Genomic DNA, 22855 nt, shown 5'->3' with positions numbered 1-22855 from the left:
TCGCCGCGCGCCGAGGTGTGGTGGAGTGTGCCCGTGGACGCCGCCGAACTCGCCAGCCGCTTCGCGCTCGGCCGGGCGGTGCGGCTCTCCGACGGCCCGGTCGCCCGGGGCAAGCAGGGTGTGGTGTGGCGGCTGGAGACCACGGACGGCAGGTGGGCGGTGAAGGTGCCGTTCCACTCCGGCGACGAGGAGGCGATGCGCCCGGCGGCCGAGTTCCAGGAGGCAGCCTGGGCGGCCGGAGTCCCGACGCCGCGCATCCTCCGCACCGCCGAGGGGTCCGTCTTCGCCACGGTGTCCGGCACCCGCGTCCGGGTGTACGAGTGGGTGGACCTGCTCGCCCCGGACACCGGCCTCGATCCGGAACGGGTGGGTGCGATCGTCGCCACCATCCACCGGGCCTCCGCCGCCGGGCCCGGCTCGCTGGACCCGTGGTACCGCGAACCGGTCGGCGCCGCCGGCTGGGACGACCTGGTCACCCGGCTCCGGCGGGCCGGCGCGCCGTTCGCCGACCGGCTGGCCGCGCTGCGGGACGAGTTGGTGGCGCTGGAGTCCTGGCTGGAGCCGCCCGGCCCGCTGCGGACCTGCCACCGCGACCTCTGGGCCGACAACTTCCTGCCCACCGCGGACGGCGACGTGTGTGTCATCGACTGGGAGAACAGCGGTCCGGCTGACCCGGCCCACGAGCTGTGCTGTGTGCTCTTCGAGTTCGCCCGCACCGACGCCGGCCGGGCCCGCGCGCTGGCCGGCGCCTACCGCGCCGCCGGCGGGCCGGCCCGGGTGGACCGGCGGGGACAGTTCTCCATGCTCATCGCCCAGCTCGGGCACATCGGCGAGATCGCCGCCCGGGACTGGCTGGAGCCCAACGCCCGCTCGCCGCGCCGGGCCGACTCGGCCGCGTGGATCGGCGAGATCCTCGACGACCCGCACTCCCGCCGGTCGCTCGACGCGCTGCTGACGGCGGTGCGGCCCTGAGTCAGTGGGGCAAGCCGGAGCCGGGTCCGATCCGGACCCTCGCCGTCGCCACGCTGGGTGATCCCGACGTTGGTGACCGAGCGCAGGCAGGGCGCGGGTGTCATCCACAGCCCGCTGCCCACCGTGTTGACACCGCACAGTCAGGGTCGAGCTGCCGCGCGCCGCCGCCTGGCGACGTACAGGAAGGCCGCGGTGCCCGCGAGCAGCATGCCGGCCGCGCCGATCCCGGCCAGCAACCCGGCCGGGACGCCGGAGTCGGCCGGCGCCGCGACGGCGACCGGCGTGACGGTGACCGAGGGAACCACGGCGGGGCCGGCCACGGACGGAGCCGCGGAGGCAGCGGCGGACGGCGGGTTCGGGTCGGCGACGGTGAACGTGTACGAGCCCTGCACGGTGTGCCCGTCGACGGACACCACCCGGTACGCGACCGTGTAGGCCCCGTTGTCCAGCGCCTCGTCGAGCCGCACCGAGGCGGTCTTGGCCTTGACCACGGGCGCGGACGCCGCTACCCGTCGCTTGCCGGAGTCGCTGACCGCGACGGTGGTGAACGCGGGGTCGAGCCGCTGCAGGAAGGCGAGCGTGACCGCGGTGGGCGCCTCGCGCAGGGTGGCGTCGCGGGCCGGCTTCGCCGAGACGAGCTGGTTGTGCGCCAGCGCGGGGCCGGCCGGCGCCAGCAGCACGCCGGCGCCGGTGAGCGCGAGCACGAGCAGCAGCCGGGTCAGGCCAGCAGCTGCTCGCCGATCCAGCCCCCCGGGCCACAACCGGGCGGGACGGCGAAGACTGCGGAGCCGATCGGAGTGATCCATTCGTTCAGGAGGTCCTTGTCTGCGAGGCGTTGCTGGATGGGCAGGTACTGGCGGACGACGTCCCGCTGGTAGGCCGCGAAGATCAACCCCGCGTCCGGCCGGCCGGTCGCGTCGGGCGCGCCGTCATAGTTGTACGGACGGCGCAGGATCTTCGCCGCGGGGTCCGTCACGTGCGCGCGGGTGACGTGCGAGAAGTCCGGCATCACCGGCAGTCCCGCGGTGTCCAGGGCGGTGAAGTCCGGCTCGTCGTGCTCGTGCCGGCCGCTCAGCGGCGCGCCCGACGCCAGCCGCCGGCCGACCGCGCTCTCCTTGTCGGCGGTGGCCAGCAGGTCCCATGTCTCGATCTCGGCGCGGATCCGGCGTACCACCACGGTGGTCGAGCCGTCGGCGTTCCAGACGGCCGCATCGAGGTCCGCGCCGCGCGGGTTGGCGGTGCCGTCGAGCTGACCGAGCACGTTGCGCTGGGTGTGCCCGGCCGGCTGCGCCCCGGGGCTGCGCCGGAAGCCCTGCTGCACCCACCGGACCGCCGCGAACGGGCGCGCGTCCTTGATGAGCATGCGCTGGGCGTGGGCCACGGTCAGCGGGTCGTCGGCGCACAGCTGCAGCAGCAGGTCGCCGCCGGACCAGCGCGGCTCCAGCCGGTCGATGGTGAACCGGGGCAGCGCGGCGACCGGGGACGGCAGCCCGGCGGCGCGGTACAGGCCGGGTCCGAAGCCGACGGTGACGGTGAGCCGCGCCGGCAGGAGCGCCAGGTGCGCGTCGGTGTCACCCAGCGCGGGCACGCCCCGGGTCAGCCGGGCCGCGTCGTCGGTGAGCAGCCGCAGCAACCGGCCCAGCGCCCGCCGGTCGGTGCCGGCGGCCAGCGTGAGGGCGACGAACGCGGCGTGCGCGGGCGGGTCCTCGCTCACCCCGGCCTGGCGGGGACCGTGGAACGGGACTGTCGCCGTACCGGTGTCCGGGGGTGCGGGGGCCGCGGCCGGGAGCGGCGGATCCCGGTCGGCGGCGACCGCGACGCCGGCCCCGGCGACCGCGCCGAGACCGGCCGCCACACCCCCGGCGAGCAGCCGGCGCCGGGACGTCACGGCGCGGCGCTCCCCATCGGCATGCCCGGGTCGTAGCTCTCCCCCGCGCCGGCGAACGGCTTGGCGATCGCGGTGGCCGGCACCGTGGCGCCGCCGGCCAGCTTGAGGGTGAACGTCACCTGGTCGCCGGGCTCGATGGCGGTGGCCGGGCGCATCAGCATCAGGTGGTCGCCGCCCGGGCCGAGCTCGTGGGTGCTCCCGGCCGCGACGACAAAGCCGCCGGCCTTGGGCCGCATCACCATCTTGCCGTCCTGAGTGGTCATCTCGTGCAGCTCCATCGGCGAGATCGCGGACTCCACGCCCACCACGGTGACGTCGGCGGCGGTGTTGTTGACCAGCACCCCGAACGCGGCGGTCATGGTGCCGGCCGGCGCAGCCTTGACCCACGGGTCCTTGACGACCAGCACGGCGGCCGGCGCGGGCGGGGCGGGGGTGGGCGTGCCCGCGCCGGCGCTGCCGCCGCAGCCGGCCAGGCCGAGGGCGGCCAGCGCGCCGGCCAGCACGAGCGCCGTCCGGGTGCCGCCGGCGAGAGTGTTTCGCATCGTGTCTGTTCCTTCGCTCGGTTGTCGCAGCGTTGGTCGGGCGGCACGGCGGCGAAGTTCCCGGTGTGATCCTTCCCGGGCCCGCCTCAGCCGGCGGCGCGGGAACCCGGCCGACGAGCAGGACCCCGGCCATCGCCCGCTCCAGGCAGCCCGCCGCGTGATCGACGAAAGCCGGCGGCAGCAGCGCCTCGCGGGGTCGGGAAGTGCCGGACCTGGTCACGCCGGCCTCCCGGAAAGGCCCGTGCCGGGCGCCGCCGCGGCGTAGCGTCGGCCGGGTGAAGTCCGCGCCGACGGTCGAGATCCCGGCCGGCGGCCAGCCCCGCGCGCGGGAACGCCGGTCGCGCATCGTCGTCCTGGTGATCGCGCTCGGGCTGGTCGGCACGGTGCTGGCGGCGCTGGCGCTGCGGCGCACCGATGAGGAGCGGCTCGGCCAGGCGCTGGACGAGCGGACCGCGATGGTCTCGCAGACCCTGACCAATGAGATCAAGCGGTACACCACCTCCCTGCTCGATCTCGCCGCCGCGGTCGGCGCCCAGGCGCAGCTCATGGTGCCGGAGTTCGACGCGATGACCGCGGCGACCGACCGGCAGCGGCTGCCCGGCGCCACCGGGATCGCGCTGGTGGTGCCCGCGACCGGCGCGCAGGTCGACCGGGTGCAGGCCGCATGGCGCCGTGCGGGCAGCCCGGACCTGCGGCTGCGGCCCGCGCCCGGGCACACCTCCGAGCACCTCTTCGTCGTGCTGAGCCGGACCATCGACGGCACCGGCACGAGCGCCGGCGAGGACCTGGCGGCGGCACCGGAGGCGGCCGCCGCGCTCAGCCAGGCCCGGGAGGGGCACCAGGTGGCGATCAGCGCCAGCTACCGGCTGCTCCAGGACGCCGAGGTGCCACCGGAGGCGCAGCAGCTGGGGTTCGTGGTCGCCGCGCCGGTGTATGCCACCTCCCCGTCGGCGCCGGACGCCGGGCGGTTCCGCGGCTGGATGGTGATGGGCCTGCGCGGCGGCGAGTTCCTGCGGGACGCGGTCGGCCGGATCGCCGGGGACGCGGTGGCCGTCACGCTCGCCGACCCGTCGACGGGCGTCAGCGTCCCGGTCGGCCGGCTGGTGCCGGACACCGGGGTCGACGGGAGCCGAAGCGCCCGGACCGTGCCGATCGCCCTGCCGCAGCGCACGTGGGAGCTCACCGTCGCGCCCACCGACCGGGTGCTGCTCGGCGCCGACCTGCACCTGGACGTCGTCGCCGCGCTGATCGGCATGCTCATCACCGCGCTGCTGGCCGCGCTCACCGGCACCGTGGTCACCTCGCGCAACCGGGCCCTGCGCCGGGTCGACCAGGCCACCGTCGCGCTGCGCGAGGACATCAACCGCCGCGAGGCGGTCGAGCAGCAGCTGCGCCGCCGGGAGGAGGAGCTGATCGGCTTCGCCGGTGTCGTCGCCCACGACCTGCGCAGTCCGCTGGCCCGGATCACCGGCTATGCCGACTTCCTGCGCGAGGAGGCCGCGCCCCGGCTGGAGCCGGCGCACCGCGACTTCCTCGAACGGCTGTACAGCGGCGCCCAGCGGATGCAGTCGCTGATCGACGACCTGCTGGACTACGCCACCGCGGACAACCAGACCCTGGTCTCCACCCGGGTGGACCTGAACCGGCTGGTGGCCGAGGTGATCCGGGACCGGGTGAACGGCGCCGGCGAGCAGCAGCCCGCGATCGTGCTCTGGCCGCTGCCCACCGTCGAGGGCGATCCGGTGCTGCTCCGGCAGGTCATCGACAACCTGGTCGGCAACGCGCTGAAGTACACCCCGGCCGGGCAGCACCCGGACATCGAGATCTCCGGCCGCCCGCTGGCCGAGGGCGGGTGGCGCATCGAGCTGGCCGACCGCGGCATCGGCATCCCGGCGGCGCAGCGGGAGTCCGTCTTCACCCCGTTCACCAGGGCGGACGGCAGCCAGGACTACCACGGCACCGGATTGGGGCTGGCCATCGTGCACCGCATCATCGAACGCCACCACGGCCGGGTGGGCGTCGAGGAGAACCCGGGAGGCGGCAGCCGGTTCTGGTTCACGCTGCCCGCGGAGAGCCGCGCGGAGCAGACCATGGCCACGGGTGGCTAAGCCGCGCGGCTTCCGGTCCGATCAGATCGGTGTGCCGGATCACATCAAGGCGCTGCGTCGCTGGTACGGCGCCCTGCTCCGCCGGGGCGCCCGCTACCTCGATCCCACCGGTGCGCAGCGTCAGGACGTCGCCGACGCGCGGGAGCGGGCCGCGCGGGACCTCGCCGAGAACCACCGCGCCACGCTGGCCGCCGTCGTCGAGCACAGCGACAACGCGATCATCGGCACCACACTGGGCGGCATCGTCACGGCGTGGAACGGCGGCGCGGAACGCCTCTTCGGCTACCCCGCGGCCGAGGTGATCGGCCGCCCGGCGTCCGTGCTCGCCGACCCCGGCGGGCTCGACGAGCAGAAGGACGTGCTGGCCCGGATCACCCGCGGCGAGCGCAGCCTGCAGTACGAGGCGCGGCGGGTGCACAAGGACGGCTCGCCGCTGGAGCTCGCCGTCACCGTCGCGCCCATCCTGGAGCACGGCGGCACGATCATCGGCATCTCCGTGGTGGCCCGCGACATCGCCGCCGCCAAGGAGGCGGCCGAGCGGCGCCGGCTGGTCGAGGAACGCACCCACCAGGCGCAGCGGATGGAAAGCCTCGGCAAGCTCGCCGGCGGGGTCGCCCACGACTTCAACAACATCCTCGCCATCATCGTCAACTACACCGACTTCGCCGCCGAGCAGTCCCGGGACCCGGCCGTGCAGGCCGACCTCGAACACGTCCGGATCGCCGCCGACCGGGCCATCAGCCTGACCCACCAGCTGCTCGTGTTCACCCGCGGCGACACCATCCAGCCGCAGCACCTCGATCTGAACGCCGCCATCGACGAGGTGCGGTCGATGCTGTACCGGACCATCGGCGAGGACGTCGAGCTGCGGACCACCCCGGCCCCGGCGCCGCTGACCGTGCACGCCGACCCCGGGCAGATCCAGCAGATCCTGCTGAACCTCTCGCTCAACGCGCGCGACGCGATGCCGGACGGCGGCACGCTGGTGATCGAGGCCAACCGGGCGTCGCTGGACGAGCACCAGATCGACATGCACCCGGCGCTGGCGCCCGGCTCGTACGCGCGGCTGCTGGTCAGCGACACCGGCGAGGGCATGACGGCGGCGGTGGCCGCGCACATCTTCGAGCCGTTCTTCACCACCAAGCCGCGCGGGCAGGGCACCGGGCTGGGACTGTCCACTGTCTACGGCATCGTGGCGGAGGCGGGCGGGAGCATCAACGTCTACTCCGAGCCGGGGGTCGGCACCACCTTCCGGGTGTACCTGCCGCTGGTCGAGGCACCGCGGGACGCGGCGATTCCGCGGGCGGTCGAGACGGCGGTGCCGCAGGGCCGCGAGGAGACGGTCCTGGTGGTCGAGGACGAACCGGCGCTCGGCCGGATCGTGGCCCGGATCCTGGTCCAGGGCGGCTACCGGGTGCTGTCGGCGGAGTCCGGGCAGGAGGCGCTCGACCTGGACGCCGAGCACGGCTGCGATCTGCTGCTGACCGACGTGATCATGCCGGGGATGTCCGGGCCGCGCCTGGCGGAGCTGCTCGGGACGCGGCATCCCGGGCTGCCCGTGCTGTACATGTCGGGCTACAGCAACGGCCTGCTCGGCACGACGCACGTGCTGGACCCGGAGATCGCCTTCATCGAGAAGCCGTTCACCGCCCACGACCTGTTGCGCCGGATCAGCGCGGTGCTGACCGGCGCGGCCACGAAGAGCTGACCGGGAACTGCCGGGGTCCGGACGGCAGCCCGTGCCGTCCGGGGTGTCCGGGCAGGTCCATCGCGGTCCGTCGGCGGCGACGGCCGTGACCGCGGCGATCAGCCGGTCGCAGTCCGCGCCGGCGCCACGGCGCCGATCAGGCCGCGGTCGTCAGCTGCGACTTCCAGCCGGCCCCGCGGGCCGGACCCGCCGGCGCACGTGGCAGAGCACGATGGCCGAGTAGCCGTGCGCGGCGGCCAGCGGCACCCGGCGGACCTCGATGCGCGCGTCCCGGACCGCGAAGTCCCGCTCCAGCACCGCGCACAGGTCCCGCTCGTTGATGCCGGCGCCTGGGAACGCCTTGCCCGCCACCGAGTACTGCCGGCAGTTGCGCAGCGCGGCGGTGACGAACAGGCCGCCGGGACCGACCAGGTCGGTGAGGTGACCCATGAACGTCCGCCACGTCCCGCGGTCGCCGGTCGCGGATTCGGCGCAGTAGCCGCTGACGACGGTCGTATACCGCCGCGGCACCGGGATCGGCTGCCGGCCGTCGGCCCGGAACAGCTCGGTGATCTTCTTGCGGGTCAGCTCCTCCCGGGCGGTCACCTCCTCCTCGGCCGGGTCGGCGCCGGCCTCGCAGCGCAGGGTGTGCCGGACGAACGGCCGCCAGTCGTGCGCGCGTGCGTCGCGGTCGAGCCAGCGCCGGATCTCCGCCAGGTTGGCCGGCAGCAGATCGGCCACGTGGAGCTCGCCGGCCACCTCGGCGAAGGCGAACACGTGGTGCAGGGTCGGGCCGACGCCGAAGAACAGCACCGGCCGGCCCGGTTCGGCGTGCCGGGCCGCGTCGACCAGGAACGCGATCGTGGCCAGTTCGTCCGGCTCGACGGTGCGGTAGTAGCCGGACAGGTACTCCGCCGGGACCCAGTCGGTGTCGAAGGAGGCGTGACCGCGGCGGCGGACGAACGCCCGGGTGGCGCGGGCCAGCCCGTACTCGTAGAGGGCGGCGCCGAGGTTGGCGCCGCTGAGGAAGATCAGGGCCTGGTCCGACGTGATGGCGTCGCTGACCGCGGCGGCACCGAAGGCGCCGAGGTAGAACGGCGCCTCCTTGGCCAGCTCGGTGCCGAGGTAGCCGGCGGCCGCCGCCAGGCGCGGGGTCCGCTCGCCGGTGCTCCAGCGCCGGGCGAGGTCGTAGGCGGCTTTGCTCAGCACGTTGGTGCTGGTGCCCGTGGCGGTCAGCAGCGCGGCGTTCGCCCGCAGGTTGACCCGCAGGCCCAGCCCCCAGGCCGCGTAGCTGACCACCAGCAGCGCGACCAGGCCCGGGCGGCCGAGCCCGGCGAACAGACCCGCGGCGACGAGCGCGGCGCCGGTGGCCGCGGCGACGGCGTCCAGGGCGTACGTCGACGCCACGGTGGCGCCGAGGCTGACGGCCCAGCGGACCAGGCCCCGGCGCGCCGTGGGCGCCCCCACCGAGAGCGTCACAGCCGGCCGGCCCGTTCCGCCTCGACCAGGACCCGCCGCAGCAGCTTGCCCGCCGGCGATCTCGGCACCGCGCCGGTGAGCCGGACCGCGCGCAGCCGCTTGTACGGCGCGACCCGCTCGGCGACGTACGCCAGCAGTTCCTCCGCCGTGGCCGGCCCGCGCAGCACCACGTGCGCGACCGGCACCTCGCCGGCCTCCGGGTCGGGCCGGGGCACCACCGCAGCGTCCGCGACCGCCGGATGGGTCAGCAGCAGGTGCTCCAGCTCGGCCGGCGCCACCTGGTAGCCCCTGCACTTGATCAGCTCCTTGAGCCGGTCGGCCACGTACAGGTAACCGTCCACGTCGACGTAGCAGAGGTCGCCGGTGTGCAGCCAGCCGTCCGCGTCGACGGTCCGGGCGGTCGCGGCCGGGTCGTGCCGGTAGCCCCGCATGAGCTGGGGGCCGCGGATCCACAGCTCGCCGGTGCGGCCGGCGGCCAGGTCGGCGCCGTCCGGGCCGACGATCCGCGCCTCGGTGCCGGGCACCAGCCTGCCGACCGAGCCGCGGCGGGGCCGGTCCAGCGGCCCGCCGGCGATGAGCGCGGACGCCTCGGTCATGCCGAGGCCCTGGCTGACCGCGCAGCCCAGGCGCTCGGCGCAGCGCTGCTCCGGATCGGCGCCCAGCGGCGCCGCGCCGACGCCGACCGCGCGCAGCGAGGACAGGTCGTACCGGTCCACCACCGGGTGGTGGGCCAGCGCCAGGATGATCGGCGGGACCACGATGGTCAGCGTCGCCCGGTGGTCCTGGATCACCCGCAGGAAGTCCTCGAGGTCGAAGCGGGCCAGCGTGACCACGGTGGCGCCGGCGGCGAGGCTGCCCGGCAGCAGGCAGTTGAAGCCGAGGGCGTGGAAGAACGGCGCCACGGCCACCACCACGTCGTCCTCGGCGAAGCCCAGGGCCGCCTGACCCTGCCGGACGTTGGTCACCAGGGCGCTGTGCGTCAGCTCCACGCCCTTGGGCAGGCCCGAGGTGCCGCTGGAGTACGGCAACGCGGCCAGGTCCCGGTCCGGGTCGACCGGCACCCGCACCGCCGGGTACGGGTGTCCGATCAGCTCACCGAACGGCGTCGCACCCGGTGCCTCGCCGAGCACGTACACCTGCTCGACCCCGGCCTTCGCCGCCGCGGCCACCGCGGGGTCGGCCAGCGCCGGCACGGTGACCAGCACCCGTGCCGACGCGTCGGCCAGCTGCCCGGCCAGCTCCTCGACGGTCAGTCCCGGGTTGGCCCCGGTGACGATCCCGCCCGCGGCCATCGCCCCGTAGGCGATCAGGGCGTACTCCGGCAGGTTGGGACAGTGCACGGCCAGCACGTCGCCGGGGGCGAACCCGCGGGCGGCCAGCCCGGCCGCCATCCGGTCGACGCCGGCGGCCAGCTCGCGATAGCTGATGGTCCGTCCGCTGAGCCCGTCGACCAGGGCCGGCTTGTCGCCGAGCCGCTCGGCGTGCCGCAGGACGAACGCGGGCACGGTGGACCCGCCGACCTCCACATCGGGCAGGTCACTGCGCAGGATGCTGCTGGAAAGGTTCATGACCCGGACCGTAGGCAGCGGGCGTGTGCTGACCGTTTCCCGACCGTGTGCGCAGCGTGGTTCGCGATAAAGTCCTGCTGACGACGGCGGTGGCTATGGCGCAGGAGGAACTCCGGGTCCGGGTGCTCGGTGCGGCCGAGCTGACCGTGGGTGGGCGGCCACCCGCGGAGCTGGCGTCCGTCAAGGCCACGGCGCTGGTCTGCTACCTGGCGGTGACCGGCGCCGCGCACTCCCGTTCGGCGCTGGCCGGGCTGCTCTGGAGCGACCTGCCGGAGCCGGCCGCCCGGGCGAACCTGCGGCTGGTGCTGAGCAAGCTGCGCCGGGCGCTGCCCGGCCATCTGGTGGCGACCCGGGAGACGGTGGGGCTGGACGGGCGCCGCCCGATCCACCTCGATGCCGCCGAGGTGGCCCGGGCGGCCGCCGGCGAGCGGCCCGGCCCCGAGCTGCTGGCCGCCGTCCGGCTCTGCCGCGGCGACTTCCTCGGCTGTCTCGCCGTTCCCGGCGCCCCGGTGTTCGAGGAGTGGGCCGACGAGCGCCGCGCCGCGGTCCGGGCCGACATGCTCGCGGCCATGGAGCGGGCGCTGCGGTACGCCCGCGACGAGCACGACGCCCCGGCCGGCATCGAGGTGGCCCGCCGGATGCTGGCGCTCGACCGGCTCGCCGAGGACGCGCACCGGGCGCTGATGTGGTTCCTGGTCGAGGCCGGTCAGCGCGGCGCGGCCCTGGCCCAGTACGAGACCTGCCGCGGCCTGCTCCGCGACGAGCTGGGCGTCGAGCCGGCCGCGGCCACCACCGCGCTGCGCGACCAGATCGCGGCCACCGGCGGGTTCGCCGTGCCACGCCCGGCGGCGCCGGCCGCGGATCTGCCGCGTCCCCTGACGACGCTGATCGGCCGCACCCGGGAGCTCGCCCGCGTGCACGAGCTGCTCGACGACCCCGCGTGCCGGCTGGTGACGCTGGTCGGGCCGGGCGGCATCGGCAAGACCCGGCTGGCCGTCGAGGTCGCCGCCACCCGGCAGCAGGCGCACCGCGACGGCTGCGTCTTCGTCTCCCTGGTGGGCACCGAGGACGCCGGGGACGGGGTCGTCAGCGCGCTGGCCCGGGCGCTGGGGGTGGCCACGGCGACGCCGAGCCCGCCGCTGGAGCTGATCGCCGAGCACCTGGCCGGCCGCGAGACGCTGCTCGTGCTCGACAACCTGGAGCACCTGCCCGGCGCGGCGGCGGTGCTGGCCGAGCTGCTCGGCCGGGCGCCGGCGGCGCGGCTGCTGGTGACCTCCCGGCGGCAGCTGGGGCTGGCGGCGGAGCAGCTGGTCGAGGTGCCGGGCCTGCCGGGCCCCGAGGCCGTCCAGCTCTTCGCGGAACGGGCCCGGCTGCTGCGGCCGGGCTTCGCGGCCGGCGCCGGGGACGAGGGCGTCGACCGGATCTGCCGGCTGGTGGCCGGCGTGCCGCTGGCGATCGAACTGGCCGCCCGCTGGATCCGGTCCGCCGCGCCGCCGGTGATCGCCGACCGGCTCGCGGCCGGGCTTGATCTGCTGGCGACCGCGTCGCCGGACGTCGAACCGCGGCACCGCAGCCTGCGCACGGTCGTCGACCGGTCGTGGGAGCTGCTCACCGCCGAGGAGCGCGGCGTGCTGCGCCGGCTCTCGGTGCTGCGGGGCGGCTTCGACCTGGCGGCGGCCGCCGCGGTGGCGGAGGCGGGCCTGCCGCTGCTGGCCGCCCTGGTCGACCAGTCACTGGTCGCGGCCGGCGAGGACGGCCGCTACGGCATGCACGAGCTGCTCCGGCAGTACGCCGCCGAGCTGCTGGCCGCGGACCCGGCGGAGGAGGACCGGACCCGGCGTCGGCACGCCGAGCACTACGCGGCGCTGCGGCTGACCCCGGCCCGGGCGGGCCTGGAGGCGGAGAACCTGCGGGTGGCCACGGAATGGCTGATCCGCGAGGCCGACCCGGACGCCTTGGACGCGCATCTGCTGCGGGTCTGGGAGCTGTACCAGCGGGCCGGCTGGTTCCGGGAGGCCCGGGCCTTCTTCGGTGCGGCGCTGCGGCGCCCGGACATCACCGCGTTGCACCACGCCCGCTGGCAGCGGCTGCTCGGCGAGGCGCACCAGCAGCTCGGTGCGGCCCCGGCCGCCCGGCACCACCTGGAGCTCGCCCTGTCGGCGCTGGGCAGCAGGTCGCCGGCCTCGCCCGCCGGCTGGCACGGGATGCTCGCGGCGCAGGCGGCCCGCCGGCTGCTGGGCGGCCACCGCCCCGCCGCCGGCGACGGCCGCGAGCCGGCTCAGGAGCGCGCCGCCGCGAGCTACACGATCATCGAGGTCTACTGGGTGCTGCAGGAGCGGACGCCGCTGCTGCCGGCCGCGCTGCGGGCGCTCACCGACGCCGAGCGCGCCGGGGATCTCGAGCTGACCGCCCGGGCCCGGGCCGGCGTCGGCATGGTCCTGGGCACGGCCGGCCTGCGCGGGCACGCCCGCCGCCAGCTGGCCGCCGCGAGCGCCGCCGCGGCGCGCACCGACGACCCGCTCACGATCTGCTGGGTCGCCATCGTGGGCGGCCTGCACTGGGTCGGGGCCGGCGACTGGGCGGCGGTGGAGGTGGCCGCCGCCCGGGTCCGGGAGCTGGGCCGGCGGATCCCGATGCACCGGTGGGCCGACGAGGTGCTGCTGATCACCGCGGTCGTGCACTACCTGACCGCCCGGTACCCGCAGGCGGCGGCTGCGGCGGCCGAGGGGCTGGCCGCGGGCCGGGAGCGCCGCGACCCGGTGGTGCAGTTCTGGGGCCTGATGGTCCTGATCGAGACCGGCCTGCGGACCGATCCGGCGGACCCGGCGCTGCCCGGGCTGCTGCGGGAGGCCGAGCGGCTCCGGCCCTTCGCGGCCGGCATCGACGGCGCCCGGCTGCACGCGGCGCAGGCCAGGGCGCACCTCGCCGCCGGCCGCCCGGAGCAGGCCTGGCTGTCGGTGCGGGCCGCGGACGAGCTGGTGGGCCCGCGGCCGTCCGTCGAGCAGTACGTGCTGGAGGCCCACGCCGGCATCGTGGAGGTCTGCCTGGCCCTGCGTGAGCACGAGCCGGACCGGGACGGCCCGCGCGCCACCGCGGCCGCGGCCGTACGCCGGTTGCGCCGCTATGCGCGCACGTTCCCGATGGCCCTGCCCCGCGCGTTGATCTGCGCAGGATTGCAGGACGCCCTCGACGGGCGGACGGGCCGGGCGCTGCGGGCGTGGACCCGGGCGGTCCGCGCGGCCGAGCAGCTGGCGATGCCGTACGAGCTGGCCCGGGCCCACGACGAGCTCGGGCGCCGGCTGGCCCCGGGGCAGCGCTCGCCGCTGGGGCTGGACCGGGACGGCCACCTGGCCCGGGCCGACGCCGGGTACCGGGCCATCGGCTGCCCGCGGGCCGGCGCCGCCGAACCCCGCCTTCCGTAACGCTGGTTCCGTGTTTCTGAGACTATGAACCCATATACACCATGGGTCCGGTAACAGCTGATACGGGATCTGCCTGGAGGGGCGGCCATGACCAGTAGGGCGTGGTGGGTACAACGCTGGCTGCGCGGGACCGACACCATGCTGGGCCAGGTCCGCACGCTGTTCCTCGGCATCCTGCTGGTCTGGCCCGGGTTCGGCCTGTGGGGCCTCATCGGCGGAGCCCGGCACGGGCTGGGCGTGCCGGCCGTGGTGGCGGCCCTGCTGGTGGTGGCCTGGCTCTACCTCGGGTACCGCCGCCAGCGCTTCCCCGCCTGGAGCTGGATCCCCGAGGGCGCCTGCGTGTGTGTGGTGGCCGCGGCGTCCGACTACGGCATCACCATCGGCCTGCTCTTCGTCTGGGTCAACTTCCGCTCGCTGTACGGCCGGCTCCGGCAGAAGCTGCTCGCCGCCGCGGTGCTCTGCGTGATCATGGCCGTGGGCATCATGCTCGGCGTCGCGCCCGGTGCCGCCCTGCCGCTGCTGTTCACCGCGCTGATCTCCGTCGCGGTCAACCACGTGCTGGCCCGCGGCAGCAGTGCCCGGGACCGGTCGGCCGACCGGGAGGCCACGCTGGCGTCGGCCGGCGCCGGCCTGGTCGCCTCCATGTCGCGGGCCGAGGCGATGGACGTGACCCTGGGCGCCGCGCTCAGCCTCGACCGGGCCTCGAGCGCCGCGCTCGTCCTGACCGTCACCCGGCAGTCGCTGCACGTCATCGCCGCGGCCGGGAACGTGGGCAGCGAGGCGGCCGGCTGGATCACCGAGCTGGCCCGGCTGCCGGCGGGCACCGACGCCGCGCTCCGGCCCGGCGAGTACGTGGCGGTCGGCGACGAGGCGGCCCGGGAGGTGACCGAGCTGCTCCGGCTGCCCCCGCATCCCATGGTCATGCTCGCCCCGCTGGCCGCGCACGGGCACGCCTTCGGCATGCTGGTGCTGGCGCTCGACCGGCGGCCGGCCGACGATCTGTCGGCCGCGCTGACCACCCTGGCGGACGAGGCGGCGCTCACCCTCGACCAGTTGCTGAGCCGGTCGCGGCTGAGCATCGTGGTCGAGCACTCCGCCGACGCGCTGATCCTGGCCGGCGAGAACGGCGTGATCCGGTTCGTCAATCCGGCGGCCGAGATGCTGCTGGCCTGCCCGGGCGAGATGCTCACGGGTCACGACCTGTGGTCGCTGGTGCACGAGGACGAGGTGTCCGTGCTGCGCGACGTAGCGTCGTCGTTCGTCCGGCCGAAGCCGGTGCCCTGCCGGATCCGGGGCAGCGAGAGCGCGGAGTGGGCCGACGTGGAGGCCCTGGTCGAGTACGTGAGCGAGCACGACGGCTCGCGCAGCATCGTCTTCACCGCGCGCGACGTCTCCGAGCGGCACCGGCTCGAGCTGGAGCTGCGGCACGCGCAGAAGCTGGAGTCGGTCGGCCGGCTCGCCGCCGGCATCGCCCACGAGATCAACACCCCGATCCAGTTCGTCGGTGACAACGTGCGGTTCCTGGACACCGCCTTCGCCGATCTGGACCGGCTGCTCGCCGCGTACCGGGAGCTGGTGTCGGCGGCGCAGGCGAACGGCGACCTCACCGCCGCGCTGCGCAACCTCGACGGGGTGGCGACCGAGATCGACATCGACTTCGTGATGGAGGAGGTGCCGGCCGCGGTCACCCAGACCCTCGAGGGCATCGGCCGGGTGGCCCACATCGTCCGGGCGATGAAGGCGTTCGGCCATCCCGGCACCGAGGAGAAGAGCCGGGCGGACCTCAACGAGGCGATCCAGAACACCGTCGTGGTCGCTAACAACGAGATCAAGTACATCGCCGACGTCGAGACCGACCTCGGAGAGCTCCCCCTGGTGCACTGCCATCTCGGCGACATCAACCAGGTGGTGCTCAACCTGGTGGTCAACGCCGCCCACGCGATCGGCGCGGCGGACCGGGGCCGGGGCACGATCCGGATCAGCACCCGCCTGGACGACGGATACGCCGTCATCGAGGTCGCCGACACCGGCACGGGCGTGCCCCCGGAGATCGCCGACAAGCTCTTCGACCCGTTCTTCACCACCAAGGAGGTGGGCACGGGCACCGGTCAGGGGCTCGCCCTGGTCCGCACCCTGGTGGCGGACCGGCACGGCGGCACCATCGACTTCACCAGCACGGTCGGCGCCGGCACCGTCTTCACCGTACGGTTGCCGGTCGGCGAGCTCGGCGAGATGCCGGACACCCGGCTCGCGGAGGCGTCCCGGTGACCGCCGGCAGCCCGCCGCCGCAGCGGCCGCACATCCTGTTCGTCGACGACGAGCCGCGGATCCTCGGCGGCCTGCGGCGCATGCTCCGGATCCATCGGGACCGCTGGGACATGTCCTTCGCCGAGGGCGCCGACGCGGCCCTGGCCGCCATGCGGGAGCGGCCGTGCGACGTGATCGTCTCGGACTACCGGATGCCCGGGATGAACGGCGCGCAGCTGCTGGAACAGGTCCGGATCGAGTACCCGGCGACGGCCCGGGTGATCCTCTCCGGCCAGACCAACGAGGACAACCTGCTCGGCATCATGGTGCTGGCCCACGAGTTCCTCACCAAACCGAGCTCACCGGAGCAGCTGGTCGCCACGGTGGAGCGGCTCATCGACGTCCGCGCCGGCACCGGCCCGGGCGCGCGACCGGACCAGGCCGACCTCCAGTCCCTGCCGAGCCCGCCGCGCACGCTCGTCGAGCTCGTCGAGGCGCTCGGCTCCGACGACGCGTCGGCGCAGTCGGTCGGCGCCGTCATCGAGCGGGATCCCGCCGTGACGGCCAAGGTGCTGCAGCTGGTGAACTCGTCGGCGTACACGCTGGGCCGCAAGATCAGCGACGTCGGGCAGGCGGTGACACTGCTCGGCGTGCACACCGTACGCGGGCTGGTGCTCATGCACGACCTGATCCGGACGTTCGACGTCGGCAGCGGGCTGCCCGCGGAATGGCTGGACGGGCTCACCCTGCACTCGGTCGAGACCTCACGGCTGTGCCGGATGTTCGCCGCGGGCACCGCCTGGGAGAGCAACGCCTTCACCGCCGGCCTGCTGCACGAGATCGGCCAGCTGGTGCTCGCCTCGATGCAGCCACGCGAGTTCGCGCAGGCCCTGGTGCGCTGGCGCGATCCGGCGCCGGATCCGGCCGGCGCCACCCTGCTCTGCGTCACGGAATCGGCGCTGATCGGCTTCTCGCATCTCGACGCCGGGGTCGGCCTGCTGCGGTTCTGGGGGCTGCCGGATCCGGTGATCGAGGCGGTCGCCGGCCACGCGTCCGCGGTGCCACCGGTGGCGGTGACCGACGCGCCGTCCGCCGTCACGGTGGCGCACCTGGCGGTGGAGGCGGAGCTCGGGCTGGTGTGCGGGTCGGCCGGCGCGTTCGCGCTCGACGAGGATCAGCTCGACGAGCCCGCCCGGGCCGTGCTCACCCGATGGCGACGGGAGCGGGCGCCGCGCTGACCCCGGCCGGGTCCAGCACCATCACCGGTTCGGCGACGCCGTCCTCCAGCGCGGCGAAGTTGCGCAGCCGGGTGAGCAGGCCCACGGTGACCTCCTGACCGGCGTTCACCAGCAGCACGTCCGACCGGCTCCGGACCGCGGCGGCCAGCACCATGCCGGACTGCAGGTCGGCCAGCAGCACCCCGCGGATCGCCTCGGCCGTCGCCGCCCCGGTCGCCGCGAACGCCGCCAGCAGCGCGGGATCGTAGAGCTGGGCGTTGGTCCGCAGCGTCGCCAGGGCGACCGTCGGGGACATCCCCTGCAGCAGCAGCGCGTCGTGATCCTGCACCAGGCGCAGCAGCCGGCCGCCGAGCGGGATCCGGTCGCCGGCGGTGCCGTCCGCCGGCGACCCCGAGCCGTCGAAGCCCTTGCGGGAGTAGCGGATGCAGTCGGCCACCGGCGTCATCCGGGGGATCGGCGAGATGAGCTGGACGGCGACGGCCGGCAGCTCGTCCACCATCGCCTGCTCGGCCGGGGTCAGCTCGGCGCCGGTGTCGAGCTTGCCGGCCACCGTCGGGGGCAGCGACACGATGCCCAGCTGGGCCATCTCCACGGCGAGCTCGGCCGCCCAGCGGTCCTCGATCTCCACCTGGTCGAGGATCGCCGAGGCCACCCGCCGCATCCGCGACGCCCGGCCGAACGCCGCCGGGCTGGCCAGCGACAGCACGTCGGACAGCGCCTTGACGCTGCCCTGCAGGGTGCGTTCCAGCAGCTCACGCTCGGCCACGACCAGCCGGTGCTGGGTCACGCAGTCGCGCAGGGCGGCCGTCATCGTCTCGGTGTCGACGGGCTTGAGCAGCATCCGGAAGACGCGCCCCTGGTTCACGGTGACCGCGGCGTCGGCCAGGCTGGTGTGGCCGGTGAGCAGCATCCGGGTGCTGGTGGGCGCCGCCTTCGCCGCCGCGGCCAGGAACTGCGCGCCGTTGATGCCGGGCATGAGGAAGTCGGAGACGATCACCGCGAAGGGCGCGGCCGGCTTCAGGGCGAACAACCCGTTCGCGGCGCCGACCGCGGTTTCCACGTCGAAGTCGCGGCGCAGCTGCCGGCGGAGCCCGTCGAGCAGGTTCGGCTCATCGTCGACCAGCAGGATCCGCGGTCGTTCGACGGCGTTCGTCATGCCCGCTCCTCGCAGTGGCTTGAATCACCCCAATATAGGCCTAAAGCGGTTTATCCACCGAGCTTCCGAAGGGCAGCGTCAGCGTGAACACCGATCCGGCGCCGAGCGTGGACACGACCGTGACGTCGCCGTCCATCGCCCGGGCCAGCCGGCGGGCGATGAACAGGCCCAGGCCCGTGCCGCTGGTGCTCATCGTCATCGGGTCCTCCACCCGGTGGAACTTGCCGAAGACCTTCTCGAGCTGGTCGGCGGGGATGCCGCGGCCGTGGTCGCGGACCTCGACGCGCACCTGCGCCCCGACGCGCCGCAGGCCGACCTCCACCTCGGCGTCGGCCGCGGAGTACTTGAGGCCGTTGCCGATCAGATTGGCGAGCACCTGCAGGGCCCGGCCGTCGTCGCAGTGCGCGAGGACCGGCTCCGGCGGCAGATCCAGCACCACCCGGGCCGAGCCGAGGTCGCGGGCCGCCTGGGTGACCAGCGCGCCGAGGTCGTGCGTGCCCGCCGACACCTGCAACGCCACGTCGTCCGGGTTGTCGCCGAACCGCGAGGCCAGCAGCAGGTCCTCCACCAGCCGGGACAGGTGCCCGGCGCGGTCGCCGATGAGGTTCAGCGCGTCCATGCGCTTCTGCGGGGTCATCCGCTCGCCCCGGGTCCGCAGCAGGTCGACGTAGCCGATGATCGGGGTCAGCGGGGTCCGCAGCTCGTGCGAGACCATCGCGATGAAGTCGGACTTGAGCCGCTCGGTGCGGTACTCCCGGGTCAGGTCGCTGATCACGATCACGTCCCGGACCAGCTGCCCGGCGGTGAAGATCGCCGAGTGGGCGAGGCGCAGCCGGCGCTGCTCGCCGTCCCGGCGGCGGATCGTCAGCTCGGCGACCGTCCTCGGCTGCGCCACCGAGACGGGCATGAGCCGTCGGCGTTCCTCCTCGTCCGGCAGGTCGAGCACCGCGGCGAGCGGCCGGCCGGTGGCGTCGCCGGCGTCGACGCCGGTGATCTCCGCGAGCGCCCGGCTCCAGACCTGCACCAGCCCGGCGCCGTCGATCACCATGATGCCCTCGGCGGACTGCTCGACGACCGCCTGCAGCTTGCTGGTCTCGGCGACCAGCCGGTCCAGGTGCTCGGCGCCGCGCATGGCCACCGCGAGGGCGCTGGCGAGCGAGGCCAGCAACGTGACGTCACCGGTTGTCATCCAGCCGCGGCTGCGGCCCCGGGTGCCGAAGGCCGCCGTGCCGAACCGCCGCCCGCCGCCCAGCACCGGGACGACCACCAGGTGACGCAGCCCGTCCGGCAGGTCGTCGGTGAGGTGCACGGGACCGTCGATCGGGCCGAGGGCCGCGAGGTGCGGCGGCACCGGCCCGGTCCGGACGGCGGCGGGGTCGGCGCCGTCCACCGACAGGGCGGCCCCGGCGCTGTCCAGCGCCACCATGGCCAGGTCGGCGCCGAAGGCCTCCCGCACCAGCAGCAGGAACTGGCGCACGACGTCCTCCCGCTCGGCCAGCGCGTGGGACAGCTGGAGCAGGCAGGCCGAGCGGGCGTGCTCGTCGGCCTCCCGCGCCGCCGCCCGGTAGGCGTAGGTGACGGCGAGGGCCGGCATCGCCATGAACGGCAGCAGCAACGGCGAGTGCAGCGCGATCTCGGCGGTGGTCAGCCCGGTCGCCATCGTGCCGACCGCCATGTACGCCGACAGCCGGGCCTCCGCGCGCACGATCCGCCACGGCGAGGTCTTGTCGATCACGCCCAGGATCTGGGCCAGGCAGCAGAGGTTCACCCCGGTGAACGCGACCGTGCCGGCCAGCACCCCGGCCAGCACGCCCAGGCTCAGCGAGCCGGGCGCGCCGCCGGTCAGGTGCACGGTGAGGATCAGCACGGAGGTGGCCGCCGTGTAGGTGCCGAGGTTGAACACGGCCTTCACCACCGGACGCCGTTGCAGCGCGCTGGCGAGCACCAGCCCGGCGGCGGCGGCGAAGAGGGCGGCACGGGGCGGCAGCAGCAGCACGTCGACGATGAGCGCCGCCTCGTAGAGGCTGAGCTCCTCGACGGCCTCCCCGTGCCGCAGCCGGACCACGATCATCTCGGCGAGACAGGTCAGCACCGTCAGGCCGAGCAGCAGCACCATGGTCGGCACGCCGAGGCCCCGCAGCACACTGCCGCGGTCGGCGAGGCCGACCACCACGACGGCGGCCAGGGCGACGCCGAGCAGGACCACGCCGGTGACCCGCCGCGTGATGGGATCACGCAGGTGCGCGCGCACGGCTCCGGCCGCCCGGGACAAGGCCGGGCGGCCGGAGCGTGCTGACGCTTGGGTCACGACGTGGGCATCCAGGCCCAGGCCCGGGCGTTCCACCGGTCGGCCGCCCAGGCCCGCGCGGCCCAGTCGTCGGCGGCCCAGGCCCGCGCCGTCCAGTCCGCGTCCGCCCAGGCCCGCGCGGCCCAGTCGTCGGACGCCCAGGCGCGTGCGGCCCAGGCCCGGGCCGCCCAGGCCCGCGCAGCCCAGTCACCGTCGGCCCACGCCCGCGCCGTCCAGTCCGCGTCCGCCCAGGCCCGCGCGGCCCAGGCACGGGCGGCCGGGTCCAGCTGCGCCCAGGCCCGTGCGGCCCAGTCCCGCGAGGCCGGGGTCAGCCGCTTCCACGCCCGCTCGGCGGCCTGCTGGTCGCCGTCCACCAGGGCCTTCGAGAACGCGGCCCAGCGCTTCGCGTCGCGCCCGACGGTGGCGGTGTCGGCGTCGTACTGCTGCTGGGCCCGGCCGGCACTCCAGCGCGGCGCCTCGGCGAGCACACGGACGGCGTCCAGGCCACCCGCGCCTGCCCCGGCCGCGCGGTCCAGCCCGGCACTCGGGTACGCCGTGCTGGTGAGCAGGTTCTTCACCGCGGCCGGCCGCAGGTTGGGCTGCTCGGCGAGCACGCCGGCGACGACCCCGGAGGTGACCGCGGCGGCCATGGATGTGCCGGAGCCGCGCAGGTAACCGTTGCCGACCCGGGCCTGCGGGTTGCCCCGCTCGACCACGCTGCCCGGCGAGCTCAGGCTCACCACGTGGCCGCCGGCCGCCACCAGGTCCGGCTTGGCGTCGCCCTGCCAGGTCGGCCCGCGTCCGGACCAGACGCCGACCACGTCGTCGTCCCGGCCGGCCGTGCCGCCGGCGTCCAGCCCGCCCGCGGTGAGCAGCAGCGGGTCGTTGCCGGGCGAGGTCACCGAGCCCGTACCGGGGCCGTCGTTGCCGGACGGCACGACGACCGTGATGCCCTGGTGCCACAGCGATTCCAGGGCCTGGGTCAGCGGGTCGATCTGGTACGGCAGCGGGCTGTCCGAGGAGAGCGACAGGTTGACCACCTGCACGTCCCGGCGGTGGTCGCTGACCCACTGCAGCCCGCGCAGCACCGTGGTGAGGTCGGTACGCCCGTCCGCGTCGGCGACCTTGACATCGACGATCTTGGCGCCCGGCGCGACTCCCCGGTGGGCGCCCGCCGAGGCCTCGCCCGTCGCGGCGATCAGCCCGGCCATGAACGTGCCGTGGCCGTAGCCGTCCCCGGCGCCGGTGCCGGTCAGGTCGACCCGGCCGGCCAGCTGTCCCGCGAGGTCGGGCACGTCGGCGATGCCCGTGTCGACCACGGCCACCGTGACACCGCGGCCCTCGTCGCCGTCGGCGGGCAGGCCGAGCATCTCGCGTACGGTCGTCGCCGTTGCCGTCCCGGCGGGCACCGCCGCCTCGGCGACGGTGATCTCCCGCTGCGGCGCCACCGACCAGGCCGGGTCGAGGGTGGTGTCCCCCGGCAGCCGCGCCGCGACACCGCGCACGACGGGCAGCAGCGTCACCACCCGGCCGCCGGCGGCCAGCACGGCCCGGGCCGCCCCGGCCGAGTCGGCGCCGGTCACGACGACGTCGCGCCACTCCCCCGCGGCGGGCTGCGCCCCGGCCGGAGCCGGCAGGCCGACGATCACGAGCGCGGCGGCGGCCGCCGTGAGCCGGCGGCGGTGGGCGGCGGTGACGCCCGGTGATGTCGCAAATCGGGGAATTCTCACGGTCCGCACTCTCCTTGCTACTGTGGGTAACCGTTCGACGTTGTCGGCGGCCAGGGCCAACTCGGTCCGTGGCGGCATCATCGGCCGCCCCACAGCCATCTTGAGAAGGATCGGTCGTCAATCGGTTTCGGCGGCGGGCACCGGCCCCGCCAGCACACCGTCGATCAGGTCGAGCACGGCGTCCGCGGTGAACGGCTTGGCGAGGTAGTAGTCCACCCCGCCGGCCCAGGCCCGGGCGTTGGCGTCGGACTCGGCGGCCGCGGTCAGCATGAGCACCGGTATCGGCTCGCCGGGCTGGGCGCGGATGACGTCCAGCACCCCGAAACCGTCCAGGCCCGGCATCATCACGTCCAGCACCACGAAGTCCGGGCTCGCCGCCTGCACCGCCGCGACGGCGGCCAGCCCGTCCACGGCGAGGCTGACCTCGTAGCCGTCCAGCTCCAGCACGTCGGTCAGCAGCTGCCGGATCGCCGGGTCGTCGTCGACGACCAGGATGCGTGCCATGTGCTCCCCTTCCCGGGCGGCGCCACG

Annotated in this window: 15 protein-coding genes; 6 read left to right on the top strand and 9 right to left on the bottom strand. The window is 75.2% G+C overall.

The window, feature by feature from the left end:
• Positions 1–33 precede the first annotated feature (33 nt).
• Positions 34–972 (top strand): phosphotransferase enzyme family protein, encoded by a 939-nt coding sequence (locus tag ACIBQZ_RS12355; RefSeq protein WP_396088651.1) that lies wholly within the window; start codon positions 34–36, stop codon positions 970–972.
• 140 nt (positions 973–1112) lie between these two features.
• Here ACIBQZ_RS12355 and ACIBQZ_RS12350 read toward each other — a convergent pair whose 3' ends face one another.
• The 3 genes from ACIBQZ_RS12350 to ACIBQZ_RS12340 are packed head-to-tail and all read right to left on the bottom strand — an operon-like array spanning position 1113 to position 3402.
• Positions 1113–1682, bottom strand: coding sequence for a copper resistance protein CopC (locus ACIBQZ_RS12350; RefSeq protein ID WP_396088757.1), 570 nt, complete (start codon positions 1680–1682; stop codon positions 1113–1115).
• 8 nt (positions 1683–1690) lie between these two features.
• Complete coding sequence (locus ACIBQZ_RS12345; protein ID WP_396088650.1) at positions 1691–2860, bottom strand: Dyp-type peroxidase; 1170 nt, start codon at positions 2858–2860, stop codon at positions 1691–1693.
• Positions 2857–3402, bottom strand: coding sequence for a copper chaperone PCu(A)C (locus tag ACIBQZ_RS12340; RefSeq protein ID WP_396088649.1), 546 nt, complete (start codon positions 3400–3402; stop codon positions 2857–2859). The genes ACIBQZ_RS12345 and ACIBQZ_RS12340 overlap by 4 nt, the downstream gene beginning before the upstream one ends.
• Before the next feature lie 275 nt (positions 3403–3677).
• On the opposite strand from ACIBQZ_RS12340, the gene ACIBQZ_RS12335 reads away from it, so the two are divergent.
• Together ACIBQZ_RS12335 and ACIBQZ_RS12330 are read left to right on the top strand one after the other, a co-directional pair.
• Positions 3678–5510 (top strand): ATP-binding protein, encoded by a 1833-nt coding sequence (locus tag ACIBQZ_RS12335; protein WP_396088648.1) that lies wholly within the window; start codon positions 3678–3680, stop codon positions 5508–5510.
• A complete protein-coding gene (locus tag ACIBQZ_RS12330) occupies positions 5503–7218 on the top strand; it encodes an ATP-binding protein (RefSeq protein ID WP_396088647.1) in 1716 nt (571 codons plus the stop codon). Before ACIBQZ_RS12335 ends, ACIBQZ_RS12330 begins: the two co-directional genes overlap by 8 nt.
• 150 nt (positions 7219–7368) lie before the next feature.
• Here ACIBQZ_RS12330 and gntF read toward each other — a convergent pair whose 3' ends face one another.
• Together gntF and ACIBQZ_RS12320 are read right to left on the bottom strand one after the other, a co-directional pair.
• Positions 7369–8676 carry a guanitoxin biosynthesis pre-guanitoxin forming N-methyltransferase GntF gene (gntF, locus tag ACIBQZ_RS12325; protein WP_396088646.1) on the bottom strand — a complete coding sequence of 436 codons (1308 nt, stop codon included), beginning with the start codon at positions 8674–8676 and terminating at the stop codon, positions 7369–7371.
• Positions 8673–10244 (bottom strand): AMP-binding protein, encoded by a 1572-nt coding sequence (locus ACIBQZ_RS12320; RefSeq protein WP_396088645.1) that lies wholly within the window; start codon positions 10242–10244, stop codon positions 8673–8675. The genes gntF and ACIBQZ_RS12320 overlap by 4 nt, the downstream gene beginning before the upstream one ends.
• A gap of 95 nt (positions 10245–10339) precedes the next feature.
• Here ACIBQZ_RS12320 and ACIBQZ_RS12315 point away from each other — a divergent pair, with 95 nt between their 5' ends.
• From ACIBQZ_RS12315 to ACIBQZ_RS12305, 3 genes are all read left to right on the top strand, one after another.
• Positions 10340–13666 carry an ATP-binding protein gene (locus ACIBQZ_RS12315; protein WP_396088644.1) on the top strand — a complete coding sequence of 1109 codons (3327 nt, stop codon included), beginning with the start codon at positions 10340–10342 and terminating at the stop codon, positions 13664–13666.
• An 87-nt stretch (positions 13667–13753) separates the two neighbouring features.
• The gene (locus ACIBQZ_RS12310; protein WP_396088643.1) at positions 13754–15934 is read left to right on the top strand and encodes a nitrogen regulation protein NR(II); all 2181 of its coding nucleotides are present in this window, start codon (positions 13754–13756) and stop codon (positions 15932–15934) included.
• On the top strand, positions 15931–17151 hold the full coding sequence (locus ACIBQZ_RS12305; RefSeq protein WP_396088642.1) for an HDOD domain-containing protein: 1221 nt from the start codon (positions 15931–15933) through the stop codon (positions 17149–17151). Before ACIBQZ_RS12310 ends, ACIBQZ_RS12305 begins: the two co-directional genes overlap by 4 nt.
• Here ACIBQZ_RS12305 and ACIBQZ_RS12300 read toward each other — a convergent pair.
• From ACIBQZ_RS12300 to ACIBQZ_RS12285, 4 genes are all read right to left on the bottom strand, one after another.
• The gene (locus ACIBQZ_RS12300; protein WP_396088641.1) at positions 17117–18307 is read right to left on the bottom strand and encodes an HD domain-containing phosphohydrolase; all 1191 of its coding nucleotides are present in this window, start codon (positions 18305–18307) and stop codon (positions 17117–17119) included. The genes ACIBQZ_RS12305 and ACIBQZ_RS12300 overlap by 35 nt on opposite strands.
• A gap of 40 nt (positions 18308–18347) precedes the next feature.
• The gene (locus ACIBQZ_RS12295; protein ID WP_396088640.1) at positions 18348–20558 is read right to left on the bottom strand and encodes a sensor histidine kinase; all 2211 of its coding nucleotides are present in this window, start codon (positions 20556–20558) and stop codon (positions 18348–18350) included.
• 53 nt (positions 20559–20611) lie between these two features.
• Positions 20612–22324: a S8 family peptidase gene (locus tag ACIBQZ_RS12290; protein ID WP_396088639.1), complete on the bottom strand. Its 1713-nt coding sequence runs from the start codon at positions 22322–22324 to the stop codon at positions 20612–20614.
• A 117-nt stretch (positions 22325–22441) separates the two neighbouring features.
• A complete protein-coding gene (locus ACIBQZ_RS12285) occupies positions 22442–22828 on the bottom strand; it encodes a response regulator transcription factor (RefSeq protein ID WP_396088638.1) in 387 nt (128 codons plus the stop codon).
• Positions 22829–22855: the final 27 nt, after the last annotated feature.

The organism is Actinoplanes sp. NPDC049599 (assembly GCF_044465625.1).
Classification (GTDB): domain Bacteria; phylum Actinomycetota; class Actinomycetes; order Mycobacteriales; family Micromonosporaceae; genus Actinoplanes.
The sequence above is the reverse complement of the archived record's forward strand: the minus strand, read 5'-3'. Positions and strand labels throughout refer to the sequence as shown.

Excerpts from the sequence above, each read along its gene's own strand:
- ACIBQZ_RS12315 (WP_396088644.1), top strand. The coding sequence starts at position 10,340 with ATGGCGCAGGAGGAACTCCGGGTCCGGGTGCTCGGTGCGGCCGAGCTG.
- ACIBQZ_RS12285 (WP_396088638.1), bottom strand. The coding sequence starts at position 22,828 with ATGGCACGCATCCTGGTCGTCGACGACGACCCGGCGATCCGGCAGCTG.
- ACIBQZ_RS12300 (WP_396088641.1), bottom strand. The coding sequence starts at position 18,307 with ATGACGAACGCCGTCGAACGACCGCGGATCCTGCTGGTCGACGATGAG.
- ACIBQZ_RS12310 (WP_396088643.1), top strand. The coding sequence starts at position 13,754 with ATGACCAGTAGGGCGTGGTGGGTACAACGCTGGCTGCGCGGGACCGAC.
- ACIBQZ_RS12340 (WP_396088649.1), bottom strand. The coding sequence starts at position 3,402 with ATGCGAAACACTCTCGCCGGCGGCACCCGGACGGCGCTCGTGCTGGCC.
- ACIBQZ_RS12320 (WP_396088645.1), bottom strand. The coding sequence starts at position 10,244 with ATGAACCTTTCCAGCAGCATCCTGCGCAGTGACCTGCCCGATGTGGAG.